At 71.1% G+C, this 25,010-nt stretch carries 19 protein-coding genes and 1 tRNA gene; 5 read left to right on the forward strand and 15 right to left on the reverse strand.

The window, feature by feature from the left end:
* Window positions 1–144: 144 nt before the first annotated feature.
* The 9 genes from OQ02_RS32770 to OQ02_RS32810 all read right to left on the reverse strand — a co-directional run bounded on the left by OQ02_RS32770 (window position 145) and on the right by OQ02_RS32810 (window position 10,061).
* Window positions 145–1,587 (reverse strand): GGDEF domain-containing protein, encoded by a 1,443-nt coding sequence (locus OQ02_RS32770; RefSeq protein WP_231500325.1) that lies wholly within the window; start codon window positions 1,585–1,587, stop codon window positions 145–147.
* 256 nt (window positions 1,588–1,843) lie between these two features.
* Entirely contained in the window at window positions 1,844–3,067 is a 1,224-nt protein-coding gene (locus OQ02_RS32775; protein ID WP_033442532.1) for an MFS transporter, read from the reverse strand.
* A gap of 361 nt (window positions 3,068–3,428) precedes the next feature.
* Entirely contained in the window at window positions 3,429–4,850 is a 1,422-nt protein-coding gene (locus OQ02_RS32780) for an MBOAT family O-acyltransferase (protein ID WP_033442533.1), read from the reverse strand.
* Window positions 4,851–5,244: 394 nt separating this feature from the next.
* On the reverse strand, window positions 5,245–6,213 hold the full coding sequence (gene rlmB, locus OQ02_RS32785) for a 23S rRNA (guanosine(2251)-2'-O)-methyltransferase RlmB (RefSeq protein ID WP_033442534.1): 969 nt from the start codon (window positions 6,211–6,213) through the stop codon (window positions 5,245–5,247).
* Between the two features lie 4 nt (window positions 6,214–6,217).
* Window positions 6,218–7,609 (reverse strand): cysteine--tRNA ligase, encoded by a 1,392-nt coding sequence (gene cysS, locus OQ02_RS32790; protein WP_033442535.1) that lies wholly within the window; start codon window positions 7,607–7,609, stop codon window positions 6,218–6,220.
* A gap of 45 nt (window positions 7,610–7,654) precedes the next feature.
* Window positions 7,655–8,266 carry an HAD family hydrolase gene (locus tag OQ02_RS32795; protein ID WP_033442586.1) on the reverse strand — a complete coding sequence of 204 codons (612 nt, stop codon included), beginning with the start codon at window positions 8,264–8,266 and terminating at the stop codon, window positions 7,655–7,657.
* 95 nt (window positions 8,267–8,361) lie between these two features.
* Window positions 8,362–8,835, reverse strand: coding sequence for a 2-C-methyl-D-erythritol 2,4-cyclodiphosphate synthase (gene ispF, locus OQ02_RS32800; RefSeq protein WP_231500326.1), 474 nt, complete (start codon window positions 8,833–8,835; stop codon window positions 8,362–8,364).
* Complete coding sequence (gene ispD / locus OQ02_RS32805; RefSeq protein ID WP_033442536.1) at window positions 8,832–9,542, reverse strand: 2-C-methyl-D-erythritol 4-phosphate cytidylyltransferase; 711 nt, start codon at window positions 9,540–9,542, stop codon at window positions 8,832–8,834. Before ispD ends, ispF begins: the two co-directional genes overlap by 4 nt.
* A 30-nt stretch (window positions 9,543–9,572) precedes the next feature.
* A complete protein-coding gene (locus tag OQ02_RS32810) occupies window positions 9,573–10,061 on the reverse strand; it encodes a CarD family transcriptional regulator (protein WP_012782996.1) in 489 nt (162 codons plus the stop codon).
* An 812-nt stretch (window positions 10,062–10,873) separates the two neighbouring features.
* On the opposite strand from OQ02_RS32810, the gene OQ02_RS44345 reads away from it, so the two are divergent.
* Window positions 10,874–11,566 carry a hypothetical protein gene (locus OQ02_RS44345; RefSeq protein WP_033442537.1) on the forward strand — a complete coding sequence of 231 codons (693 nt, stop codon included), beginning with the start codon at window positions 10,874–10,876 and terminating at the stop codon, window positions 11,564–11,566.
* A 90-nt stretch (window positions 11,567–11,656) separates the two neighbouring features.
* A complete protein-coding gene (radA, locus tag OQ02_RS32820) occupies window positions 11,657–13,021 on the forward strand; it encodes a DNA repair protein RadA (protein WP_081916106.1) in 1,365 nt (454 codons plus the stop codon).
* 94 nt (window positions 13,022–13,115) lie between these two features.
* Here radA and otsB read toward each other — a convergent pair whose 3' ends face one another.
* The 3 genes from otsB to OQ02_RS32835 all read right to left on the reverse strand — a co-directional run bounded on the left by otsB (window position 13,116) and on the right by OQ02_RS32835 (window position 18,655).
* The gene (gene otsB / locus OQ02_RS32825; protein WP_033442539.1) at window positions 13,116–15,671 is read right to left on the reverse strand and encodes a trehalose-phosphatase; all 2,556 of its coding nucleotides are present in this window, start codon (window positions 15,669–15,671) and stop codon (window positions 13,116–13,118) included.
* A gap of 54 nt (window positions 15,672–15,725) precedes the next feature.
* On the reverse strand, window positions 15,726–17,162 hold the full coding sequence (locus OQ02_RS32830; RefSeq protein WP_033442540.1) for an alpha,alpha-trehalose-phosphate synthase (UDP-forming): 1,437 nt from the start codon (window positions 17,160–17,162) through the stop codon (window positions 15,726–15,728).
* A gap of 155 nt (window positions 17,163–17,317) precedes the next feature.
* Window positions 17,318–18,655 carry a threonine/serine ThrE exporter family protein gene (locus OQ02_RS32835; protein WP_051773082.1) on the reverse strand — a complete coding sequence of 446 codons (1,338 nt, stop codon included), beginning with the start codon at window positions 18,653–18,655 and terminating at the stop codon, window positions 17,318–17,320.
* 282 nt (window positions 18,656–18,937) lie between these two features.
* Between OQ02_RS32835 and OQ02_RS32840 the strand changes: the two genes are divergently transcribed.
* Window positions 18,938–19,010, forward strand: a tRNA-Thr gene (locus tag OQ02_RS32840).
* Window positions 19,011–19,158: 148 nt separating this feature from the next.
* On the opposite strand, the gene OQ02_RS32845 is transcribed toward OQ02_RS32840, so the two are convergent.
* Window positions 19,159–20,727, reverse strand: a complete 1,569-nt coding sequence (locus tag OQ02_RS32845) for a vWA domain-containing protein (RefSeq protein ID WP_231500327.1) — start codon at window positions 20,725–20,727, stop codon at window positions 19,159–19,161.
* 219 nt (window positions 20,728–20,946) lie between these two features.
* Between OQ02_RS32845 and mgrA the strand changes: the two genes are divergently transcribed.
* Entirely contained in the window at window positions 20,947–21,975 is a 1,029-nt protein-coding gene (mgrA, locus tag OQ02_RS32850; RefSeq protein ID WP_033442542.1) for an L-glyceraldehyde 3-phosphate reductase, read from the forward strand.
* On the opposite strand, the gene OQ02_RS32855 is transcribed toward mgrA, so the two are convergent.
* Window positions 21,972–23,399 carry a sensor histidine kinase gene (locus OQ02_RS32855; protein ID WP_033442543.1) on the reverse strand — a complete coding sequence of 476 codons (1,428 nt, stop codon included), beginning with the start codon at window positions 23,397–23,399 and terminating at the stop codon, window positions 21,972–21,974. The genes mgrA and OQ02_RS32855 overlap by 4 nt on opposite strands.
* A complete protein-coding gene (locus OQ02_RS32860) occupies window positions 23,396–24,094 on the reverse strand; it encodes a response regulator transcription factor (RefSeq protein ID WP_033442544.1) in 699 nt (232 codons plus the stop codon). The genes OQ02_RS32855 and OQ02_RS32860 overlap by 4 nt, the downstream gene beginning before the upstream one ends.
* 207 nt (window positions 24,095–24,301) lie before the next feature.
* Here OQ02_RS32860 and OQ02_RS32865 point away from each other — a divergent pair, with 207 nt between their 5' ends.
* Window positions 24,302–24,964 (forward strand): Crp/Fnr family transcriptional regulator, encoded by a 663-nt coding sequence (locus OQ02_RS32865; RefSeq protein WP_033442545.1) that lies wholly within the window; start codon window positions 24,302–24,304, stop codon window positions 24,962–24,964.
* Window positions 24,965–25,010 lie beyond the last annotated feature (46 nt).

Here is a 25,010-nt window from a genome sequence, read left to right on the forward strand (position 1 = left end):
CCTTAGGGGGCACCTGGCCCGCTGCCGAATGCGGGCTGTGCGGAGACTGGTGCCATGCGACGCACGATCACGCCCGTGGACCACCGCCGTCGCGGTGGCGGTCCCGGCCGCGCTCGCGGCCGTCGGGCGACCGGAGCGGGGCACTTAGGCCGAGCGGCCCGCCCCGGCTTCCTGCCCCACGGATTCGTCGACCGGCTCGTCCACCCGCGGCGCGGGCAGCAGCCTGATCTCGCCGGCGGCGACCCGCACCTGGTTCCGGCCGTTCTCCTTGGCCGCGTACAGGGCGGCGTCCGCGCAGTGCTGCGCGTCCAGCAGGCAGTCGCCGTTGTCCGGCAGCACGGCCACGCCGATGGACGCCGAGATGGCGCGCACCTCCGGCCCCTCCGGCGTCAGCGGCAGGTTCCGGCCGCGCAGGGTTACCGTGTTGCGGTGCTTGTCGGTGGTCATCACGGACATCTCGCCGATCGCCTCGCGGACCCGTTCCGCGATGGCCGTGCCCTGTGCCAGGCCCGTGTCGGCGAGCACCACGACGAACTCCTCGCCGCCGTCCCGCCCGGCCACGTCGCCCGGCCGCAGCTTCTCCCGCAGTATCCGGCCCACCTCGGCCAGCACCGCGTTGCCCGCCGGGTGGCCCCAGGTGTCGTTGATCCGCTTGAAGTGGTCGAGGTCGATGGCCAGCACGGTCACCGGCTGCCCGTCGTGCCGGCAGCGGTCGGTGAGCCTGTTCGCGTACTCGGCCAGGCCGTTCGTGTTGAGCAGCCCGGTCCGGTAGTCGGTGTGCGCGTCCTCGGCCAGCCGCGCCTGCGCCTGCTCCTGCTCGCACAGCAGCCGCTCGAGGTGCGCCCGGCGCTCCGCGGCGTGGTACAGCAGCGAGTTGACCAGGATCACCGGGAACACCAGCAGCAGCGGACCCACCCAGTGCGTGGTCATCAGCATGCCGAGCATGGCGCCCGCGCCGAGCGTGCTCAGCTCCAGCATGTTGTCCGCGCGGGAACCGAGGAACTCCTGGATGCGGGTGTGCGGGGTGACGATCTTCAACGCGATGGCGATGTTCATGCCCTGCGCGCCCCAGTTGACCACCGCGGCCACGATGAGGACCAGCACCAGGCCGAGGTCGTCCGGGATGCGACCGCTGGCCAGCAGCGACAGGCCGGACAGGTGCACCACCGCCCACGCCAGCATGGTGCCGCCGAGGATGCTCGCGGAGCTGAACACGAACCGGTACGGCTGACGCCGTGCGATCGGCTGGATCAGGATCCGCATCCAGATCGTGGCGAGCACGGCCAGCGCGCCGGGCAGTGCGATGGCGGCGGCGAACGTCCACACGGACGTGAGGTCGATGTGCGGCCCGGCCGACTCGTTGCGCCGCGACTCCTCGGCCCGACGCACGATCATCAGGTGGATCGTGATGGCGAACATGACCGCGCCGAACCTCAGCCAGTCCGCGTTGGACACCGTGCCGAGGGTGGTCAGCAGCCAAATGGCCGCAGCCGCTACCGCCGATTCGATCAGGAAGAAGTAGCCGAGGGCGGCCGGTCGCAACGTCCACAGATCCCAGTTGCGAATCGAGGGCCGGCCGACTGCCACAGGAGCCTCCTGGTCAGTCAAACTGTTCTTCACCACGACCCCCTACCCTCTGCACGGCGTCGCGTGGCGTACGCCGTTCGCAGCGGCACGTCCGTGCCCGAGAAGTGCGAGGAGGTGTTCGCCATGCGCAACCGCGACATGTGACACCACTCCCTCCATCCCCGGACCGAATGTTCACCGTACGTGCCCGCGGGCTAGCGGGCCGCAGCCGAGGGGGCCTTCATGTTTGACAATCGCGATATGTGATGACTCCGTTTCAGATCACCACCGCCTCCGAGTCGTTTCGGGAGCGGGCCCGTCGCCAGGCTACGGCCGCCTGGGTGGCGAGCAGCAGCCCGATACCGCCCGCACCCGCGATCGTCGCGGTCACCGAACCGATCGAATGCGCCACGACACCGGCCACCGCCATACCGCCGCCCTGCGACGAGCGCAGAGCGGCACGGCCGATGCCGTACGCCCGACCTCGGTAGGCGTCGGGCAGGATGCGCATCCACGCCGAGCGTGCGGGCGTGTGGTACGCACCGGCCATACCGGCGATGACCAGCAGGACGATGGTCCAGGTCAGGTTCGGGTGCAAGGCGAACATGACCAGAGGGGCCAAGGACAGTATGGCGAGCGGACCGATCAGCCGCTCGCGTTTGGCGGGATCACGCACCAGCCGGAAGAGCACGGCCACGCCGAGGACGTTGGCGGCGGGCTCGATGGCCAGGATCAGGCCGACGGCCCAGATCGCGTCCAGACTCGCCGCCAGGGGCACGGCGAGTCCCTCGGGGACCATGGCGAGGCCGGCCAGCAGGCGCATGCCCATCAGGCTGCGCAGCCGCGGCTCGGTGACCAGGAGCGTGAACGCGCCCTTGGGGCCTTCGGGGTCCCGATGCGCGCCGAGCGGGTCGGCCGCGGGCCGGTGTCGGACCGAGACCTGCACCAGGATCGCCACCCACACGAACGAAGCCGCGTCGATCGCGAGCGCCAGGTTGGGGCCGGCGTTGATGACGAGGAACCCGGCGGCGGCGAGGCCGACCATCTGGGCGACGTCCACGGACGTGCCGAACAGCGCCACGCCGTCGTCGTAGCCCTTCTCGGGCAGCACGTGCGGGAGGCTCGCCTCCTGGGCGGCCAGGAACGGCGACGAGATCATCAGGACCACGACCAGCAGCACGATCATGATCCACAACGGCGTGCCGGGCACGGCCATGAGCGCGACCAGTGCGGCCTGCAGCCACGCGCAGACGACCATCACCGTGCGACGCGGGAACCGGTCCGCGAGCCAGCCGAGGAGCGGGCCGGAGATCAACGGCGGAAACAGCGTCAGCGACCACGTGAGAGCCGTCCACGCCGGTGATTGAGTGCGTTCGAACACCAGGAGTGACAGCGCCACGGCGGCGAGCTGGTCGCCGAACGTGGACACGGTCGAGCCGATCCACATGCCGCGGAACTCGCGGTTGCCCACGAGCGCGCGGATGGTCCCCCCGGAAGTCACAACTCCCCCAGGTTGCTCGGCCCCGATGAGTGAGTCACGTTACCCCCACCCGAAGTAACAATTCCCTCGGTTAGCACGGTAGAAGCTGCCGGATGTGCAATCTCTGTCCTACCACACTGTGTACCCGAACGGAGCAGGTCGGTTACATAAAGTAGTTGCAACAGCGAAAAATCGCCCACTTATTCTTGACAGTTGACGGTACGTGACACGGCGTGAGCAATCCTCGCCTACCCTACGTCGAACGGGTCACCATTGAGGTTCGGGCCGGCTGGGCCGACCGGGCGAGCGCGTTACCTCGGGTCACCGGACGGCAGACGTCCGCTGGTGCGTCAATTGTGGAACAACGCCGGCTTGTCGATCTTCAGAACTGGTAGTAGAGGAACGGGCTGAACGTGCCGCTCGCGACGAGCACAGCCGCGTAACCCACACCCGCCGTCATCAGCGAGACCCTGGCCGCGGTGGCGACCCGGTCGCGGGAAGACTCCAGGTAGGGCCCGGTCACCGGGTGATGGGGCAATACCACGATCGCCAGCGCGAGCAGCAGCAGGACAATGCGCTGATTGGTCGCGGCGGCGGCGACGGCGTCGGTCAAGCCGGTGAAATCCGGCAACAGCATGTGGCCGAGGATTGTGAACGCCGTACCGAGATCCGCGGACCGGAAGAACACCCAGCCGATTACCACCAGCAACATGGTCGAGATCCGCCGGGCAATTCGGGCACGCGTAGTGATCGGCGTGGAATCCCAGCCGAATCGGCGCTCCAGCACGAGCAGCCCGCCGTGGAACAAACCCCACACCAGGAACGTCCAGTTCGCGCCGTGCCAGAAACCGGTGAGCACGAAAACGATCGTGAGGTTCCGGTACGTCTGGCGCACGCCGCCGCGGTTCCCGCCGAGCGGGATGTACACGTAGTCACGGAACCAGCGGGACAGCGACATGTGCCAGCGGCGCCAGAACTCCGTCACGGTGACCGACGAGTACGGGCGGGCGAAGTTCTCAGGCAGTCGGAAGCCGAGCATCCGGCCCAGTCCGATCGCCATGTCGGAGTAGCCGGAGAAGTCGAAGTAGAGCTGGAGCGTGTAGCCGATCGCGCCGAGCCAGGCGATGGCCGTGGTCATCTCGTCGGCGGGCGTGGCGAAGCAGGCGTCGACCATCGGCGCGATCGAGTCGGCGATGATCACCTTCTTGCACAGGCCGAGGGCGAACCGGGGGAAACCGGCGGCGACGTCGTCCCAGCGGTGCGCGCGCGGCTGCGGCAGCTGGTCGGCGATCTCCCGGAAGCGCACGATCGGGCCCGCGACGAGCTGCGGGAACATCGCGATGTAGGTGACGAACGCGACCGGGTCGCGCAGGGCCGGCCGCTCGCCCCGGTACACGTCGACCACGTACGAGATGTGGTGGAACGTGTAGAAGGAGATGCCGATGGGCAGGGCGAGTTCGAGCACCGGCAGGTCCGCGCCGACGACGGACGCGATGTCGTGCAGCTGAGAGGTGGCGAACCCGGCGTACTTCCAGACCAGCAGGACGCCCAGGTTGACCGCGATCGAACCGACCAGGACCAGCCGGCGGTCGCCCGGCGCGCCCGGTTCCAGCCGCCGCCCGGCCAGGTAGTTGACCACCATGCAGGCGAGCAGCAGCACCGTCGTCCCGCCCGCGCCGGACACGTAGAACAGCAGGCTCGCCACCGCGACCACGCCGTTGCGCCAGGTCCTGGGCAGGACGAGGACGGCCGCGAGCACGGCCGGCAGGAAGAACCACAGGAACAACGGGCTGGCGAAGGACATCGCCGCAGACCTTATCCGCCGCCGATGCGCCCCGGACCCGACTTCACCACAAACCGCCCCACCTCACACCCCAGCACAAACCACGCTCCCACCCCACAACCCCACCCCGTGAGTCCTACGTTCAGAACCCGTGAGTTGAACGCTCAGGCACCGCGAGTCCCACGCCCGCGCGGTGAGTTCTACGCTCGCGCGGCGTGAGTCCTACGTTCGCGTGCGGTGAGTCCTACGTTCGGGACACCTGAGTTCAACGCTCAGGTGCGGCGCTCCGGAGTTGTCCACAGGCCCGCTCCCGGGCACCCGGGATTGTCGGTCCCTCTGGCATGATCAAAGCAGGGGTCCCCTTGGCGGGGACCCCTGCGGAGCGAGCAGGCGCTCGGGTGTTCCAGGGTTCGGGTCAGGGGCGGATCTCGAGGCGGCGGCGGCGGGCGACCTCGGCCAGCACGACGCCGGCGGCGACGGAGGCGTTCAACGACTCCACGCCGGCGGACATCGGGATGGACACCGTCTGGTCGCACGTCTCCTTCACCAGGCGCGAGAGGCCACGGCCCTCGGAGCCGACGACGACCACCAGCGGACCGGTCGCCAGGTCGAGCCCATCCACGTCCACGTCGCCGTCCGCGTCCAGGCCGATGATCATCAACCCGGCGTCGGCCCACTCCTTGAGCTGACGGGTCAGGTTCGTCGCCACCGCGATCGGCATCCGCGCCGCCGTGCCGGCACTCGTCCGCCACGCCACCGCCGTGATGCCCGCCGACCGGCGCTGCGGCAGCACGACCCCGTGCGCCCCGAACGCCGCCGCCGACCGCACGACCGCACCCAGGTTCCGCGGGTCCGTCACACCGTCCAACGCCACCAGCAACGGCGGCATGCCGGACTCGTTCGCGATCTTCAGCAGTTCGCGCGGCTCGGCGTACTCGTACGGCGGCACCTGGAGCCCGAGCCCCTGGTGCATCGCGCCGCCGGTGATCCGGTCCAGCTCACCGCGCTGCACCTCCAGCACGGAGATGCCACGCGTGGCGGCCAGCTGCACCGCCTCGGCGACCCGGTCGTCCGCGTCGATGCCCAGCGCCACGTACAGCGCCGTCGCCGGGATGCCGGCACGCAGGCACTCGACCACCGGGTTGCGCCCGGCCACCGTCTCCGGCCCGTTCTCCGCGGCCTTGCGCCGCTGCGTCCGGGCCTGGTCGGCCTTGGCCGCCGCGGTGGCCCGCTTGTACGCGGGGTGGTTGGGTCGTTCGACCGCCTTGGGCGTCGGGCCCTTGCCGTGCAGGCCCTTCGGCTTCTGCCCGCCGGACCCGACGACCGCGCCCTTCTTGGAGCCGGGGTTGCGCATGGCGCCCCGGCGCTTGGAGTTACCAGCCACGAGCTCAGTCGTCCTTCAAAGTCCACAACGGACCGTCGGGGGTGTCCTCGACGGCGATACCGGCCAGGAGCAGGTGATCGCGCAGCACGTCCGCGCGCGCGAAGTCCCTGTCCTTTCGGGCCTGCGACCGCTCTTCCAGCAGCCGCTCCACCAGCACGCCCAACGCGCGTCTGCCCGCGCCACCCGCCTCGGCGTCGTGCCACTGCGGCGACAACGGGTCCAGCCCGAGCACCGCGGTCATCGCCCGCACCGACTCGGCCGCGGCACGCGCGTCCACGTCGTCACCGGACTCCAGCGCGGTGTTGCCCTCGCGCAGCCGCTTGTGGATGGCGGCCAACGCGCCCGGCGTGCTGATGTCGTCGTCCATCGCCGCCACGAACGCGGGCGACATCTCGCCCTCCGCCCCGACGGCCCCGGTGCGCTCGACCACGCGCCGCAGGAACGACTCGATCCGCCGGTACGCGGACACCGACTCGTCCAACGCCTCGGGGGAGTACTCGATGTTCGACCGGTAGTGCGGCCCCACCAGGTAGTACCGGAGTTCGGGCGCGCGCACCCGTTCCAGCATCGTCGGGATCGCCACCGTGTTGCCCAGTGACTTCGACATCTTCTCGCCGCTGAGCGTGACCCACGCGTTGTGCATCCAGTACCGGGCGAACCCGTCGCCGGCGGCCCGCGACTGCGCCTGCTCGTTCTCGTGGTGCGGGAAGATCAGGTCGATGCCGCCGCCGTGGATGTCGAACGTGCCACCGAGGTAGGCGGTCGCCATCGCCGAGCACTCCAGGTGCCAGCCCGGCCGACCGGGACCCCACGGCGTCGGCCACGACGGCTCGCCCGGCTTCGCCGCCTTCCACAGCGTGAAGTCGCGCGGGTCGCGCTTGCCGGTCGCGGCGGACTCGCCCTGGTGCACCTCGTCCGGCTTCTGCCCGGACAGCGCGCCGTACTCGGGGAACGACTTGACCGAGAAGTACACGTCACCGTCGGACGCGTACGCGTGGCCCTTCCCGATCAGCCGGTCCATCAGCTCGACCATCTGCGTGACGTGCCCGGTCGCGCGCGGCGAGTAGGACGCGGGCAGGCAGCCCAGCACCTCGTAGGCGTGGTCGAACGCCCGCTCGTGCTGGTACGCCCACTCCCACCACTCGACGTCGTTCGCGGCGGCCTTGGTGACGATCTTGTCGTCGACGTCCGTGACGTTGCGCACCAGGTGCACGGTCGAGCCGTCCCGCGCCAACCAGCGGCGCAGGACGTCGAAGTTGAGGCCGCTGCGCACGTGCCCGATGTGCGGAACGCCCTGCACCGTGGCCCCACAGACGTAGATCGACGCCGTTCCGCTGACCTGCGGGACGAACTCCCGCATGGACCGGGTCGCGGTGTCGAAGAGGTGGAGGCTCACGTGAAGATGGTACGGGCGGTGACCAGCCGGGGTTGAGTCGCCCGGTCAGATGTGCTTGCGGAGCACCTGCAGCAGAGCCTCGGGCCGGCTGCCCGTCGGGTGCGGCTCGACGATCTCCACCGCGCACCCGATCGCCGCCGCGCCGCCGTCGGCCTCGACGCTGTCGCCGATCATCAGCGCCTCGGTCGGGTGCACGCCCAGCCGGTCGCACGCGATGCGGAACAGCTTCGGGTCCGGCTTGATGAAGCCCTCCTGGTAGGAGAGCACGTACTCGTCCACCCGGTTCTCGACGCCGTGACGTGCGAAGACGGCGCGGATGTCCCAGGCGATGTTGCTGACGACCGCGGTGGGCAGCTCGGTGCCGAGGGCCTGCGCGGTGTCCGGGTACGGCTGCCAGAACGGCGGGCTGCACAGGTCGGCGTAGAACCGCGCCGGGTCCTTCGCGCCCGCCTTCGCGAGGACCGCGAGGTGCATCTCACGGTGCGCGTCGGGGTCGAGGTCGCGGCGTTCCCACTGCTCCGGGTCGATCTCCAGCTCCGGGTCGAGGCCCACGGGCGCGGTGAGCGCCCGCATCAGCCCGGCGTGGGCGGCCAGCGTGTCGTGCTCCAAGCGGAACAGGGTGCCGGAGAAGTCGAAGAGGACGGCGCGGATCGTCACCGAACGCACGCTACGGGGTCGGCGGAGCGGAAATCCCGTGATGCCGGTGAACCGAGACCAGGCTCACCGGGATGGCCGAACCACCGCGACGTAGATCAGGACCGCGGCACGAGGAGCGCGGTCGCGACGGCGGCGATGCCCTCACCGCGACCGGTCAGACCGAGCCCGTCGGACGTCGTGCCGCTGATCGACACCGGACCGCCGACCGCCTCGGACAGCACCTTCTGCGCCTCGTCGCGGCGCGTGCCGATCTTGGGGGAGTTGCCGATGACCTGGACGGCGGCGTTGCCGACCCGGTAGCCGGCCTCCTCGACCAGTCGACGTGCCTCGGCCAGGAATTCGACGCCGTGCCGCCCGGACCACCGCGGGTCGCTCGTGCCGAACACGGCGCCCAGGTCGCCCAGGCCGGCGGCGGACAGCAGCGCGTCGCACAGGGCGTGCGCGGCCACGTCGCCGTCCGAGTGCCCGGCGCACCCGTCCACGTCGTCCCAGCGGAGGCCGGCCAGCCAGCACTCGCGGCCCTGTTCCACTTGGTGCACGTCGGTGCCGATGCCCACCCTGGGGATCACGGTGCTCCTCCGGTCTTGGCCAGGACCGCCTCGGCGACCGCCAGGTCGAACTTCGTGGTGATCTTCATGGCGTCCTGGTGGCCGGCGACCGTGACGACCGGCACGCCGAGCCGTTCCACCAGGCCCGCGTCGTCCGTCGCGTGCAGACCCGACCGGTGCGCGCGCAGCAGGACGGCCGCGTCGAAGCCCTGGGGTGTCTGGACGATCCGCAGCGAAGCCCGGTCGGGTGTGGCGACCACCACGCCGTCGTCGTCGACCTGCTTCACCGTGTCCGCCAGCGGCAGGACCGGGATGACCGCCGGGTTGCCCGCGGCGACGGCGTCCACGACGGCCTTGACCACGGAGGGCGGGGTGAACGCGCGGGCCGCGTCGTGCACCAGGACGATCGTCGTGTCGGGCATCTCACTCAGCGCGTGGGCCAACGCCAGGCGCACCGAATCGGACCGCTCGGCACCACCGGCCACGACGTGCACCGCCCCGCCGGCTGGGGCCGACGGGGCGGTGACTGTGTTCACAATGTCTCGCACGACGTCCACGTCGGACGGGGGCGCGGCGATCACCACGTGCTGAACGCAGCCCGAGTCCAACAGGCCGCGCACCGCACGCACGAGCAGCGGAACGCCGTCGACCGGCACGAGCGCCTTGGGCATGCCATAGCCCAACCGCTCACCCCGGCCCGCCGCGGGCACGAGCGCGACCACACTCATGTTCGCGGATTCCGTGTGTCGGGTGGACGATCAGGACGCGGTAGCCAGGACCTCGTCGAGGAGGACCTCAGCCTTGTCCTCGTCGGTGCCCTCGGCCAGCGCCAGTTCGCTAACCAGTATCTGTCGAGCCTTCGCCAGCATCCGCTTCTCACCAGCGGACAGTCCGCGATCCTTCTCGCGCCGCCAGAGGTCGCGCACCACTTCGGCCACCTTGTTCACGTCACCGGACGCGAGCTTCTCGAGGTTGGCCTTGTACCGCCGGGACCAGTTGGTCGGCTCCTCCGTGTGGGGAGCACGCAAGACCTCGAAGACCTTGTCAAGACCCTCCTGGCCGACGACGTCACGAACGCCCACGATCTCGGCGTTGTCGGCGGGGACGCGAACCGTGAGGTCGCCCTGGGCAACCTTGAGAACGAGGTACTTCTTCTCCTCGCCCTTGATCACACGGGTCTCGATTGCTTCGATGAGAGCGGCACCGTGGTGCGGGTAGACGACGGTCTCTCCGACCTTGAAAACCATGTGTCCTCTGCCCCTTTCGCTAACCCCATCCTAACACGCCGAGCAATCCCCTCTCCGGCCTGTTGAGATCAGTTCGCCCTGGTCAGCGCCACGTGGGGGGTTGACAAATCACCCGGTCGCATGCAACAGCGGTGGTCGATCTTGCTCCACTGTGGACGCGCGTGGGACCTTCGCGTGACGCGCGCGCGACGGCGTCGGGGCGGTGCGGGTGCGGCGGGGGCGGTGCGGGGGACCGGATCGGGGGTCGGGCGCGGCTCGGGTCAGGCTCGGGTCCGAGGGTCGGGCGCGGCTCGGGTCAGGGTCGGGTCCGAGGGTCGGCACGGGTTGGGTTCGGGGTCGGACCCGGGGATCGCGCGGGTCGGGTTCGGCGCGGGATCGGAGTGGACGCGGGGCGGGTCCGGGGTTGACGCGGGTCGGGTTCGGCGCGGGTCCGTGGGGCGGGCGCGGGTCGCGTTCGGGGTTGGCGCGGAGGTTGGCGCGGAGGCTGGCGCGGGTCGGGTTCGGCGCGGTGTGGAGTGGGCGCGGGTCGGGTCCGGGGTGGGCGCGGGGGTTGGTGTGGAGCGGGTGTGGGGCACCGCATGCCGCAGGTCCGACGGCACCCCGTTAGGCTCCACCACTGGTGGTCGTACCCGCTACTACCGGGTACGACCCGCCTCGTCAGCACACCGGGAAGGATCCGAACAGCCGTGGGTCGCGCACTCCAGAAGTCCCCAGCGTCGCGCCGCCTGGCGGTCGTGGCCGCTCTGGCAACGGGCCTCGGCTTGGCCGCAGCGGGTTGCAGCGCAGGTCAGGTCACCCAGACGGACACCCAGGTGGCCGTTGTCAACGGGGCACAGGGCCAGGCGGGCGACATCACCGTCCGCGACGCGCAGCTGCTGTTCCCGGCGGCGCACGGCTACTACGAAGAGGGCGACGACGCCCCGGTCATGGTCGTGATCGCCAACAACGGCACCAGCCCGGACAAGCTGATGGCCGTGTCCAGCGACGCGGCGTCACAGGGTGAGATCACCGGTGACGCGGTGCTGGAGAGCTCGTCGGCGATCCTCGGCGAGGCGGACGAGCACGACGCGGGCAGCCACGCGACCACGACGACGGCCAAGCCGTCGGCGTCCGGTTCGGTGACCGCGACCACCACGCCGTCCGTGTCCGGTTCCGCCTCGGTCTCCGGCTCGGCGACCGCGTCCGCATCCGACTCCGGCTCCGCCTCGGCGACCGCGACGACCACGGGCTCGGCGGCGTCCGGCACCAGCTCGGCCGCGCCGTCCTCGGACGACCACGGCACGTCGATCTCGCAGCCGCCGACGTCGTCGACCAAGCTGCCGTCGTCGGCGGACCCGTCCGAGCCGGGCGTGGTGAAGATCGTGCTGAAGGGCCTGAAGAAGAAGCTCCGGCCGGGCGAGACGATCCGGGTCACGTTCCTCTTCCAGAACGCGGGCGAGGTCACGCTGGACCTGCCGATCGGCGCCACCTCGGAACCGCGCCAGGACGCGCCCGCCGAGCACTGAGGCGCGCGGCCCCGGTGAGACCCGGGGCCGGCGGCGTGCCGGCCTGATCTTCCCGCCGGGTTGTCGGTGGCGGCGGATAGCCTGCGCGGCGTGGCGAAGACAGCACGGGTGGCCAGGCCGACGTACCGGTGTGCCGAGTGCGGGCACGAGGTCGGGAAGTGGGTCGGGCGGTGCCCGGAGTGCCAGGCCTGGGGCACGGTGGAGGAGCGCGGCGTCTCGGCCGCGCCTCGGTTCCTGGCGGGCACGCCGAGCAGTGAGGCCCGGCCGATCGCCCAGGTCGACGTGGAAACCGCGCGGGCCGTGTCCACCGGCGTCGGCGAGTTGGACCGGGTGCTCGGCGGCGGGCTCGTGCCGGGCGCCGTCGTCCTGCTGGCGGGTGAGCCCGGCGTGGGCAAGTCGACCTTGCTGCTGGAGGTCGCGCACCAGTGGGCGTCGTCCGTCGGCCGCTGCCTCTACGTCACCGGTGAGGAGTCGGCGGGCCAGGTCCGGCTGCGCGCCGACCGGACCGGCAACCTGCACGACGAGATCTTCCTGGCCGCCGAGAGCGACATCTCCGCCGTCCTCGGCCAGGTCGACGCGGTCAAGCCGAGCATGCTGATCGTGGACTCCGTCCAGACCATGTCCTCACCCGTCGTCGACGGCGTGCCGGGTGGCGTCAGCCAGGTCCGCGCCGTCACGTCCGGCCTGATCGCGGTCGCCAAGGAACGCGGGTTGCCGGTCGTCCTGGTCGGCCACGTGACCAAGGACGGCTCGGTCGCCGGCCCACGCGTGCTGGAGCACCTGGTGGACGTCGTCCTCCAGTTCGAGGGCGACCGGCACTCCAGCCTCCGCCTGCTGCGCGGCGTGAAGAACCGGTTCGGGCCGGCCGACGAGGTCGGCTGCTTCGAGCTGCGCGACGACGGCATCGCGGGCGTCGCCGACCCGTCCGGGCTGTTCCTGCACCGCCGCGACCAGGCGGTGTCCGGCACGGCCGTCACCGTCGTCGTGGAGGGCAAGCGGCCGATGCTGGGCGAGGTGCAGGCGCTGGTCGCGCCCACGGCCCTGCCCGCACCGCGGCGCGCGGTGAGCGGGCTCGACTCGGCCCGGCTGGCGATGGTGCTCGCGGTGCTGGAGAAGCGCGGCAAGGTCCCGTTGGGCAACAAGGACATCTTCACCGCCACCGTCGGCGGGATGCGGCTCACCGAACCCGCCGTCGACCTGGCGGTGGCGTTGGCGGTCGCCTCGGCCGCCACGGACCTGCCGCTGCCGCACGACCTCGTCGTCGTCGGCGAAGTCGGGCTGTCCGGTGAGCTGCGCCGCGTCAGCGGCGTCGGCCGCCGCCTCAGCGAGGCCGCCCGGCTCGGCTACACCAAGGCCCTGGTCCCGCCCGACGCCGGGCCGCTGCCCCCGGAGACGCGGGCGCTCGTCGCGCAGGACCTGCTGGAGGCGCTGCAGCTGCTCAAGCTCATCAAGTGAGCGCCAACGAGTAAGCGCCAACGAGTAAGCACCGCGCCCGGTCCCCCAAAGCCGGGGAACCGGGCGCGGCAGCACAAGCGGCACGACAAGAGCACTACACGGTGGCCACCGCCGCGACCGAAGTCGACGCCAGCAGCTGGGCGCAGCGGATCAGGCCCAGGTGGCTGTACGCCTGCGGGTGGTTGCCCAGGGAGCGCTCCGCGATCGGGTCGTACTCCTCGGGCAGCAGACCGGTGGGCCCGGCCGCGTCCACCATCTGCGCGAACAGCTCCTCGGCCTCGGTGCGCCGCCCGGTGAGCAGGTAGGACTCGATCATCCACGCCGCGCACAGGTGGAAGCCGCCCTCGTCGCCCGGCAGGCCGTCGTCACGCCGGTACCGGTACACCGTCGACCCCGACCGCAGTTCCGCCTCGATCGCGGTCACCGTGGCCTGGAAGCGGTCGTCCGTCGGGTCGATCAGACCCGACAGCCCGACGTGCAGCGACGCCGCGTCCAGGTCGTCACCGTCGTACGCCGTGGTGAAGGACTGCGCTTCGTCGCTCCACCCGTGCTTGAGCACGTCGGTGGAGATCGTGTCGCGCAGCACCGGCCACGACGGGTCGACGTCCCGGCCGTACGTCTCGGCCAGCCGCACCGCCCGGTCGAGGGTCACCCAGCACATCACCTTCGAGTACACGTGGTGACGGGGAGCGTGGCGCTCCTCCCAGATGCCGTGGTCGGGCTCGTGCCACCGGCGGGCGACCGCCTCGGCCATCGCCTGCACCATCCGCCAGTCCTGGTCGGTCAGCGAACCGCGCGCGTCGGCCAGCAGCACGACCAGGTCCACCACGGGGCCGAACACGTCCAGCTGCACCTGCTGGTTCGCCAGGTTGCCGACGCGCACCGGCCGCGACCCGGCGTACCCGGGCAGCGTGTCGATGACGGCCTCGGCGCCCAGCATGGTGCCCTGCAACGTGTACAGCGGGTGCAGCCGCTCCGGGCCGGGCAGGGTCGCCAGGACCCCGTGCACCCACCCCAGGAACGCCTCCGCCTCGCCGAGCGACCCGACCGACACCAGGGCCTGTGCGGTCAGCGCCGCGTCGCGCAGCCAGCAGTACCGGTAGTCCCAGTTCCGGATGCCGCCCAGCTCCTCGGGCAGCGAGGTGGTGGCGGCGGCCATGATCGCGCCGGTGTCGTGGTGCACCAGGCCCTTCAACGTCAACGCCGACCGCAGCACCAGGTCCGACTCGACCCGGGGCAGCTTCAGCGTCGCCGCCCAGTCCGACCAGAACGCGCCGGCCCGCGCGCGCCGCTCGGGCTCGCCCAGGGTGGCCTCGGACAGGTCGTCCGTGCCGCAGCGCAGCTCCAGCAGGATCGGCGCGCCCTCGCGGGGGCACACCACGGCGGTCGCCGTCTCCTGGATGCCGTCGGACGTGATCTGCCAGTCGACGCCCGGCGAGCGCAGCACCATCGGGTCCGACGTGCCGACGACCCGCAGGCCGTCGCGCTCGCGCAGCAGCCGCACCGGCACCTGGCCGAACTCCGGCCGCGGCGCGAACGTGATCACCGCGTTGGTGGAGCCGGAGATGCGCCGCACCAGGTCGGTGCGGTGCGAGGCCAGCTCGTGGTCCAGGTAGTCCGTGACCAGCAGCCGCGACCAGCGGGTCTCCACGACCATCGTGCCCGGCACGTACCGCTGGCCCAGGGGCAGCGAGCCGTGCTCCGGCTTGATCGAGAAGTGGCCCGCGGCCGGTCCGCCGAGCAGGTCGGCGAACACCGCCGCCGAGTCCGGCTCCGGGTGGCACAGCCAGTTCAGCCGGGCGTCGGGGGTGAGCAGCGCCACCGAGCGCTCGTTGGCGAGCATGGTGAGCCGCTCGATCGGCACGGCCTGGTCGCCGTGCAGCCACGCCCGCCGTTCCTCCAGCAGGAACGCCAGCACGGTGGCAACGTCGACGCTCTCGTCGACGTGGTACTCGGCCAGGGTCTCGCCGTCGCCGACCTTGATGCCGACGTCCGGCCCGCTGAGTCGGGCAAACGCTTTCTCGTCGGTCACGTCGTCACCGACGAAGACCGCCGCGGTCGCCGCCGCGCGGTGCCGCAGGACGTCCAGGGCGTGGCCCTTGTCCGTCTGCACCACGGCCAGCTCGATCACGGCCTTGCCCTCGGTGACCTGCACGCCGTCCCAGGTCGACGGACCGTTGCGCACGGCCGCCAGGACTTGCTCGCCCACGGCCTGGTCCGCGCGTCGCACGTGCACCGCGATGCTCGCGGGTTTGACCTCCAGTCCGACGCCTTCGCGGCCGTCGACGATCTCTTCAAGCTCGGTTTCCAGGCGGCGGTGCAGTGATCTCGCGTCCGCGTCCAGCGCGTGCACGAAACCGACGTCGAACTCGGATCCGTGCGAACCCACCAGGTGCACCTCGGACGGCAGCCGCGACAGCGTCGCCAGGTCGCGCAGCGCGCGCCCGGAGATCACGGCGGTCGTCGTCTCGTGCAGACCGGCCAGCGAGCGCAGCGCGCCCACCGACTCGGGCAGCGGACGGGCGTCCTCTGGGTTGGCCACGATCGGAGCCAATGTCCCGTCGTAGTCGCAGGCGACCAGCAGGCGCGGTGTGCGTGCCAGCTGCACGATCGCACGGCGAAGTTCGGCGGGGAGGGCCTCGGCGGTCAACGCCCCTCCTCAATGCTCGGTGGGACAGGTCGGGAATAACTTCTCTGAACTGATTCAGATCGTGGACTGCGTGCCCAAGGCATCAAGAAACGATCGAGCCCAGCGGTCGACGTCGTGCGTGAGGACTTGGCGGCGCAGCGCGCGCATCCTACGGCGGCCTTCGGCGGGATCCAGCGTGAGGGCGGCATCAAGCGCGTTCTTGACTCCGTCGAGATCGTGCGGATTGACCAGGAACGCACTCGTGAGTTCGGCCGCGGCACCGGCGAACTCGGAGAGCACCAGCGCGCCGCCGAGGTCGTAGCGCGTGGCGACGTACTCCTTGCAGACGAGGTTCATCCCGTCACGCACCGGAGTGACCACCATCACGTCGGCGGCGCTCATGAACGCCGTCAGCTCGCGCCGGTTCACCGATTGGTGCAGGTAGTGGACCACGGGGTGGCCGACGGTGGAGAACTCGCCGTTGATCCGGCCGACCGCCTGCTCGATCTCGCCCCGCATCTTCTTGTAGTGCTCGACGCGCTCGCGGCTGGGCGTCGCGAGTTGGACCATGGTGACCTCGCCGGGGTCGATGCGACCGTCGGCGAGGAGTTCGTGGAGCGCACGGAGGCGCACGTCGATGCCTTTGGTGTAGTCGAGCCGATCAACCCCCAGCAAAATCTTCTTCGGGTTCCCGAGGTCTTCGCGAATTTGCCTCGCGTGCTTTTGCACTTCTTTGTCCCGGGCCAGCGCGTCGAGTCCGGCCGAGTCGATGGAGATCGGAAATGCCCCGACCCGGACGGTGCGGTCGCCGACCTGGACCACGCCGGGACGGGTGCGCACGCCGACCGCGCCGCGGCTCGGTTCCAGGCCGACCAGGCGGCGGGCCAGCCAGAGGAAGTTCTGCGCGCCGCCGGGCCGGTGGAAGCCGACCAGGTCCGCGCCCAGCAGCCCGCGGATGATCTCCGTGCGCCACGGCAGCTGCATGAACAGCTCCACCGGCGGGAACGGGATGTGCAGGAAGAAGCCGATCCGCAGGTCGGGCCGCAGCTCGCGGAGCATGGCCGGCACGAGTTGCAGCTGGTAGTCCTGCACCCACACGGTGGCGCCCTGCGCGGCGACCTTCGCGGTGACGTCGGCGAACCGCTGGTTCACCCGCACGTAGGCGTTCCACCAGGTCCGGTGGAAGGCCGGCGGGGCGACCACGTCGTGGTAGAGCGGCCACAGCGTGCCGTTGGAGAAGCCCTCGTAGTAGTCGGCGACCTCGGTGGCGCTCAACGCCACCGGGTGCAGCTGGAGGCCGTCCTCCTCGAACGCGTCCACGTCGGCGTCCGCGATGCCGGGCCAGCCCACCCACGCGCCCTTGTGCGTGCGCAGGAACGGTTCGAGGGCGGTCACCAGGCCACCGGGGCTGTGCTTCCAGCGCTGCGTCCCGTCCGGCAGGCGCTCCAGGTCAACCGGTAGGCGGTTGGCCACGACCAGGAACTCCGCGCCGTTCTCGCCAATGCTGCTCACCGGGTAGCGCCTCCTAAGGGATTCGTCTCGCCCACCGTCGAGGTTAGTGGGAACGCGCAGGCTGGATGCCCTGTCGTCAGACCCGTCACACAGTGTTGACTTGACGAAAGTGCGTCAGGTGGGCCATCTCACGTGGAAAGCACGTGATCAGGTGTTCATCGTCGGGAACGGGCCGCCAGGCGACCCAGGCCGGTGCGGACCGGACGCCCCAGATGTTCACCCAGTACGACGCCGGCCGCCAGCGCGAGCGCCGTGGCGGCGGCCAGCACGAGCGTGGACAGGCCGGCCGCGTCACCGTCGGCGGTCAGCTGGTAGAGGCCCCGGTAGATCGTCCAGCCGGGCAGCAGCGGCACCATGCCGGCCACGGCGAGCAGCAGCGGCGGCGTCCTCAGCCGGCGGCCGACGATCGTGCTGCCGAACCCCACGACGGTGGCCGCGGCGGCGGCGCACGTGACCGTGTTGATGCCCGTGAGCGCGAGGAGCCCGTAAGTGGTGGTGCCGACCGCGCCCGCGGCGGCGGCAGTGGGGAGCGCGCGCAGCGGGGCGTAGCCGGCGAGGGCGAAGAAGGCGGACGTCGCCGCGCCCGCGGCGAACTGCATCGGGACCTCGGAGATCAGCGGGGGCAGCGGGTCGGCCATGGTGGTCGCCACGCCGAACTGGACACCCGCCCGGAGGGTGAGCGTGATGCCCGCGATCAGGCCCGCGGTGAGCAGCGCGACTTCCATCGTCCGGCCGGCGGCGGTGACGTTGTAGCCGGTGATGGCGTCCTGCACGGTGCCGACCAGCGACAGGCCGGACAGCAGCACCACGATGCCGGTGGCGATGAGCAGGGACGGCCGCACGCTCGGCAGCAGGTCCGTCGAGTACATCGCCAACGCGACCGAGGTGGCCAGCGCGCCGCCGACGGCCTGCTGGAAGAAGAACGGCAGCGCGCGCCGGTTGAGCAGCCGCCCGACCCGGTCGATCAGCGCCGTGACGACGGCCGCCGTCACGGCGAGCACCGCGCTGCCGCCGACCAGGAACGCCACCGCGGCGGCCATGCCCGCCCACGCCAGCGTCGCCACCCAGCGCGGGTACGGGTGGTCGGCGAGGCTGATGCGGTCGATCTCGGCGTACGCGTCGAGGGCGGAGATGCCGGCTGCGGTGATCCGCCGGACCAGCCGCTCCACGGCGGCGAGGCGGGTGTAGTCGACGCTGCGGCTGCGGACGACGCGCATGGACGTGACGGGTGCGGCGTCCGTGCCGCGGTGGCAGGCGACCGTGATCGACGTGTAGATCACGTCGACCTCGGTGTGCGGCAGCCCGTACGCGTTCGTCACCGCCAGGATGGTGGTGGTCACGTCGTCCGCGCCCGCCCCGCCGGCCATCTGCGCCTCGCCCACCCGCAGCGCGAGGTCGAGTACGAGGTGGACGGTCGAGTCGTCCGGAAGGGACGGTCCTTCGACGGGTCGTGCCTGGACGGTGTCCTCGTGCCGCTTGCGCCACAGCCGCACCCGGCGCCACCTCCCTCTGCTCGCGCGGACGCCACGCCGACCGTGTCACATTCGGGGCTGTGTCATGCGCCACCCCCGGAAGGGGTGCCCGGGAAGGGTGATCGATCACTGTGCGTTCGGCTCTGTTGATATCGCTGGCCAGCGGCTTTAATGGTTCCCGGGACCACCCGGACGGTACCCGCGACCTCCGGACGGCCCAATGGGAGCCCACCACGAGCAGGCCGTTCGCCGCAGGTGGCACCCCCTGCGGGCGCTTACGATGTTCCAGGTCTTCGGGCCGATGCCGGTGTAGCTCAATTGGCAGAGCACTCGCCTTGTAAGCGAAAGGTTAGGGGTTCAAGTCCCCTCACCGGCTCAGAAGAACCCCTGACCAGCCGCTACGGCCGGTCAGGGGAGTGAAGTTGATCAAGACGTATCCTTGCACAGCGCTCCGCGCCACGTGATCGCGGCCCACGTCGGCCGTGGGCCGCGATCACCGTGGAGGACTTGCCGGTGGCGCGGGACTACTCGCGGTCGATCTGGACCTCGTAGGCGACGCCCCCTTGGTCCTCGCCCTCGAACGACTGCACGACGTGCGTCAGGAACTCGCCCGCCGCTCCGGACGTGAAGGTGAGCTCCGTCTGGAAGCGCTCACCCGGGTTGATCAGCAGACCCCGGAGCGCCGCGCGTTGCGTGTCGACCTGGACCTGCGTCTCGCCGACCTGCTTCACGCCCTCGCCTTGGCCGCCACCGGCGCGCCAGCGCTCGAACAGGCGCGGGCCGAGGTCGATCACCACGGTGCCCGGCAACGGCTTCACGCCGGTGATCAGCAGGTCGGACTTGACCTGCCTGCCGGTCGCGTTGCCCAGCGTGAACCAGGACTTCACCGGCTCCAGCACCTTGCCGCGCACGGTCTGGACGTTGCGCCACGCGATGTTGTTGTTGTTCTTCGCGTTGAGCGCCGTGTTCGGGCCCTCGGCGAACGTCATCGGGTCGGTCGCCGACACCCAGCGCGCCAGCAGGCAGAAGTGGCCGGGCCCGGGGATGTTGCTCCACGGGATCTTGACCACGGTCACGCCCGCGGGCACCGACACCGACTGCTGGCCGATGTAGACCCAGTCGCCGTTGGTGGCGTTGTCCCACGTCGTCGAGCCGCCCGCGGGGGTGCGGTAGAGCTTGAGCGTGCCCAGGCCCGTGCCGCTGCCGTACGGGCCGGGGTTGTGCAGCCGCACGTGGACGTAGTTCGTCGCGCCCACGACCGGCTGGATGCCGGCGCAGTCGGCCAGGGTCGGGCACACCTTGATGTCGGGGCTCTGCCACACCGAGCCGTTCGGGTTCGGCTCGACGCCCGTGTCCGTCGGCTGGTCGTGCATGAACACGTCGGTCTGCCGGCAGTCCGCGAGGAACTGCTGGATCGCCGTCGCCGTGCCCGCGCCGTTGGCCGACGCCTGCACGAACGCCCCACCGGTCGTGGTCGCGTAGTTCTGCATGATCGGGACGATCACGGAGCTGTTGGCGGACGACGTCGGCACGTACACCGACGAGATCTTGATCCCGGCCGCCAGCGCCTGGTTCGCCCTGGTCGCCGCGTTCGACACGTCCACCGGGGCGTGGACGTCGTCGAAGCCGCCGGGCCGCGCGTCGGTGACCAGCACGACGAACTTCGTCGCGTTGGACCGCCACACCCCGTTGAAGGCGATGTTCTGCGGCCGTCCGACGGCCGACAGGTTGTTCACCACCGTGTTCAACGCCTCGTCGGAGGCTTCCGGCTCCATGCCGCCGCCACCGGCGGCGAGCGTGTTGGTGATGTAGTTGGTCACCGGCGCCGCGTTGCCGACGGCGAGGTTGGTGTGGACGGTGATGTTGTCCTTGAACGTCACCAGGCCGAGCTGGTAGTCGCCGCCCGACGCGGCGACCACGTCGCTGACGATCGAGTTGATGCCGGCCTTCAAGTTGGTGATCGCGCCGCCCATGCTGCCGGTGTCGTCGAGGACGAACGCGACGTCGAGCGGACCGCAGCGGGTGGCCGCCGCGGGTGCGGGAGCGGGCGCCGCGATCGAGGCGGGGGTGAGTTGGACGGTGGAGAGAGCCATCACGGCGACGGCTAACAGCGCGCCGCGTCTGTGCGAAATTCGCATTCCGTTGATCTCTTCTCGCTCGTGCTGCCGGGCATCGGGGCCCGGATGCCCGAACAGCGTCGTTCGCGCATGTCAGACGGATGGCGCAACCACGTCCCGAGTACGGTCCGATAAGAGCAACTTGTCGGGAGTCCTTGTCCGGCAATCGGCAGTAGCGCGTGCGACGCTGGGGATGTGGCCTACCAACCGGACGCATCGCGCTACGACCGGATGACCTACCGCCGTTGCGGGCGCAGCGGGCTCCGGCTACCCGCCGTGTCGCTCGGCCTGTGGCACAACTTCGGCGACGACCGGCCGTACGCGTCGGGGCGGGCGATCGTGCGCCGGGCGTTCGACCTCGGCATCACCCACTTCGACCTGGCGAACAACTACGGCCCGCCCTACGGCTCGGCGGAGGTCAACTTCGGCCGGATGGTCGCCGACGACCTGCGCCCGCACCGGGACGAGCTGGTGATCTCCACGAAGGCGGGCTACGACATGTGGCCCGGCCCGTACGGCGAGTGGGGCTCCCGCAAGTACCTGCTGTCGTCGCTGGACCAGTCGCTGACCCGGCTCGGGCTGGACTACGTCGACATCTTCTACTCGCACCGCTACGACCCGGACACGCCGCTGGAGGAGACGGTCGGCGCCCTCGTCAGCGCGGTCCGGCAGGGCAAGGCGCTGTACGTCGGCATCTCGTCCTACTCGGCCGGCAAGACCCGTGAGGCGGCCGAGCTGCTGCGCGCGGCGGGCGTGCCGCTGCTGATCCACCAGCCGTCCTACTCGATGCTCAACCGGTGGATCGAGAACGACCTGCTGGACGCGCTCGGCGGGCTGGGCGTCGGCTGCATCGCGTTCTCGCCGCTCGCGCAGGGCATGTTGACCGACAAGTACCTGCACGGCGTGCCGGAGGGCTCCCGCGCCACGCAGGGCAAGTCGCTGTCGGAAGACTTGCTGAGCGAGGCCAACCTGGCGCACGTGCGCGCGTTGGACCGGATCGCGTCGTCACGCGGGCAGTCGTTGGCGCAGCTCGCGTTGACGTGGGCGCTGCGGGACGAGCGCGTCACGTCGGTGCTCATCGGCGCGAGCAGCGTCGAGCAGCTGAACGCCAACGTGGCCGCCCTGAACAGCCCACCACTCACGGACGACGAGCTGGCGCGGATCGACGAGCACGCGGTCGAGTCGGGCATCGACCTGTGGGCCCAGTCCTCGAACGCCGGCTAGCGGGGGTGGGGGCACGGCCCGTCGCTCGTCGGCCGGCGCGGCAGGGTCACCGTCACCGCGGTCGAGCCGGGGCGGCTGGTGAGGTCCACCGCGCCGCCGTGCGCGACGACCAGCGAGTGCGCCACCGCCAGCCCCAGCCCGCTCCCGCCCCGGTCACGCGTGCGCGAGTCGTCCACCCGGTAGAACCGGTCGAAGACGCGGGCCTGGTCGGCCGCCGGGATGCCGGGACCGGTGTCGCCGACCCGCAGCACCGCCGACCGGGGCTCCACCGACACCGACAGGGACACCGACGTGCCCGCCGGCGTGTGCACGGCGGCGTTCGTGAGCAGGTTGTCCACCACCTGGCGCAGCCGCAGCGGGTCGAACCCCAGCCGCACCGGCCGGTCCGGCACGGTCAGCGTCAACGGGCGCGACGGGTGGGCCGCGCGGAACGCGTCCGCGGCCTCCAGCGCCAGCGCCGCGAGGTCGCCGTCGACCACCCGCAGCGGCGTCTCCGCCTCCGCCGAGTCCAGCCGGGCGAGCAGCAGCAGGTCGTCCAGCAGCACGCTCATCCGCGCCGCCTCCGACCGCAGCCGCTCCAGGTGCGCCTCGCGTTCCTCCGGCGCGTTCGCCGCCGCGTACCGGAACAGGTCCGCGTAGCCCCGGATCGACGTCAACGGCGTGCGCAGCTCGTGCGACGCGTCCGCGATGAACCGCCGCAACCGCTGCTCGGCGGCGGTGCGCGCGGCCAGCGACGTGTCGATGTGGTCCAGCATCGTGTTGAACGCGCTGCGCAGCTCCTCCACCTCGACGCCGCCGCTGCCGCCCTCCGCGCGCACCGGCAGCCGGGCCGAGTCGGTCAGGTCGTGCGACGTGATGTCGTGCGCCGTGCGCGCCATGTCGCTCAACGGCTGCAACCCGCGCCGCAGCACCGCCCGTCCGATCACCACGAACGCGGTCAGCGCCAGCAGGAACGCGATCACCTCCACGAGCACCAGCTGCCGCACGGTGGTGGTGATGTCGTTCATCGGCGCCGCGGTGACCAGCACGACGCCGTCCGACACCGGTGACCCGCGCAGCCGGTACGTGCCGTCGCCCTTCAGGTGGTCCGTCCAGTACACCGGCTCCGGCCCGTCGACCTTCAACGCCACGTCGGTCATGTCGTCGCGGTCGGCGGGCTGGTCGTCGGGGTTCCTGGGCACCGCCCGGCCGTCACGCACGTCGTAGACGACCGAGTACCAGCCGTAGGCGGCGCCCTTGATGGTGCCGGTGGCGGCGAGGTTCTTCTTCACCGAGACCTGGGTGGTCTCCATCTGCGCGTCGAGCCGGCGTTCCAGGAACTCCTGCATCCGCTCCGCCATCACCGTGCCGACGACCGCGAACACCGCCAACGCGAGCGCGCCCAGCCCCAGCGCCAGGCGCGTGCCCAGGCGCAACCGCCTCACGCAGCCACTCGCCGCAGCACGTACCCCACGCCGCGGACGGTGTGGATCAGCGGTTCGCCGCCGTCGTCCAGCTTGCGCCGCAGGTGCGACACGACCAGCTCCACCACGTTGGACCGGCCGCCGAAGTCGTACTCCCACACGTGGTCGAGGATCTGGGCCTTCGTCAGCACGGCGGGGGACCGGCGCATCAGGTAGCGCAGCAGTTCGTACTCGGTGGGGGTGAGGGTGACGAGCCGGTGGCCGCGGCGCACCTCGCGGGTGTCCTCGTCCAGCACCAGGTCGGACACCTTGAGCACCGATCGCTTCCACACCGGCCCGGTCGACCGCCGCAGCACGGCTCGCAGCCGGGCCATCAGCTCCTCCACCGAGAACGGCTTGACCAGGTAGTCGTCGCCACCGCGGGTGAGGCCCGCGACCCGGTCCGCGGTGCCGTCACGGGCGGTCAGGAACACCACCGGCACCATCGCGCCGGCGGACCGCAGCCGGTCCAGCACGGTGAAGCCGTCCACGTCCGGGAGCATCAGGTCGAGCACCACGATGTCCGGGCGGAAGTCGGCCGCGGCCCGCAGCGCCGCCTCACCGCTGCCCGCCGTCACCGCCTGCCAGCCCTCGTACCGCGCGACCGTCGCGACGAGGTCCGCGATGTGCGGCTCGTCGTCCACCACGAGCAGTCGAACGGGGGCACCCTTGTCCACCCGCCCATGGTGCGGCACCGCCACCCGCCGAGCGAGGCCATCCGCGCCCGACGGCCGGATCAACAGCCAGTCGACAGGTCCGCGACAGGCGGAGCCCCACCCGCTGCCCCACCGCACAGCCGCACCGCACGGCCCGACCGCACAGCCCGACCGCACAGCCCGACCGCACAGCCCCACTGGTCCTCCCGGTCCGGTAGACACTGCCGGGTGACCGGCGCGAATTCCCGACCACCACGCGGATTCCGCGCGTTGTTGGGTGAGGCGAAGTGGCAGGCGTTGCTGGCCCGCGGTGCGGAACGGGTGCACCCGCCGGGCTCGTGGTTGCTGCGGCAGGGCGATCCCGGGACGTTCGTGTTCGCGCTGGTGTCCGGCCGGGTGAAGGTGCTCGGCGCGGAACCGGGCGGCGGGCAGTTGCTGATCACCCTGCGCGGCCCGGGTGACCTGCTCGGCGAGATCGCGGCCCGGTCGGCCGGGCCGCGCACCGCGACCGTGCGGGCGATCGACCGCTGCACCACGAAGGTCCTGTCGGCGGCGGCGTTCGAGGCGTTCCTGGACGAGCACCGCGCGCAGGGCCGGCTGGCCGACTACGTCGTGTCGAAGCTGTCGCAGGCGGTGCCGTACCAGGTGCAGTTGGTGCACTTCGCGCCCGAACGCCGGATCGCGCGGCTGCTGCTGGAGATCGTGGCGCTGGCCGACGACGGCAGCCCGCACGTGCCGTTCTCCCAGCGCGAGGTGGCCGACGCACTCGGGTTGGCGCGCAGCACGGTGGCGTTGCACCTCCAGCGGCTGAAGGAGGTCGGCGCGCTGCACCCCGGCCCGCGGCTCCTCGTCGCCGACCTGGAAGTGCTGAAGCAGCACGCCGGCATGTGACGCGCATCACCCTCGAGCTGTCCGGCGGCGGACAACCCCGTCGCGG

Source organism: Saccharothrix sp. NRRL B-16314 (genome assembly GCF_000716595.1).
Taxonomy (GTDB): domain Bacteria; phylum Actinomycetota; class Actinomycetes; order Mycobacteriales; family Pseudonocardiaceae; genus Actinosynnema.

Coding starts and splice junctions, on each gene's coding strand:
- ispD (WP_033442536.1), bottom strand. CDS start 9,542: ATGAGTGTGGTCGCGCTCGTGCCCGCGGCGGGCCGGGGTGAGCGGTTG.
- OQ02_RS32810 (WP_012782996.1), bottom strand. CDS start 10,061: ATGGTTTTCAAGGTCGGAGAGACCGTCGTCTACCCGCACCACGGTGCC.
- OQ02_RS32780 (WP_033442533.1), bottom strand. CDS start 4,850: ATGTCCTTCGCCAGCCCGTTGTTCCTGTGGTTCTTCCTGCCGGCCGTG.
- OQ02_RS32845 (WP_231500327.1), bottom strand. CDS start 20,727: ATGGCTCTCTCCACCGTCCAACTCACCCCCGCCTCGATCGCGGCGCCC.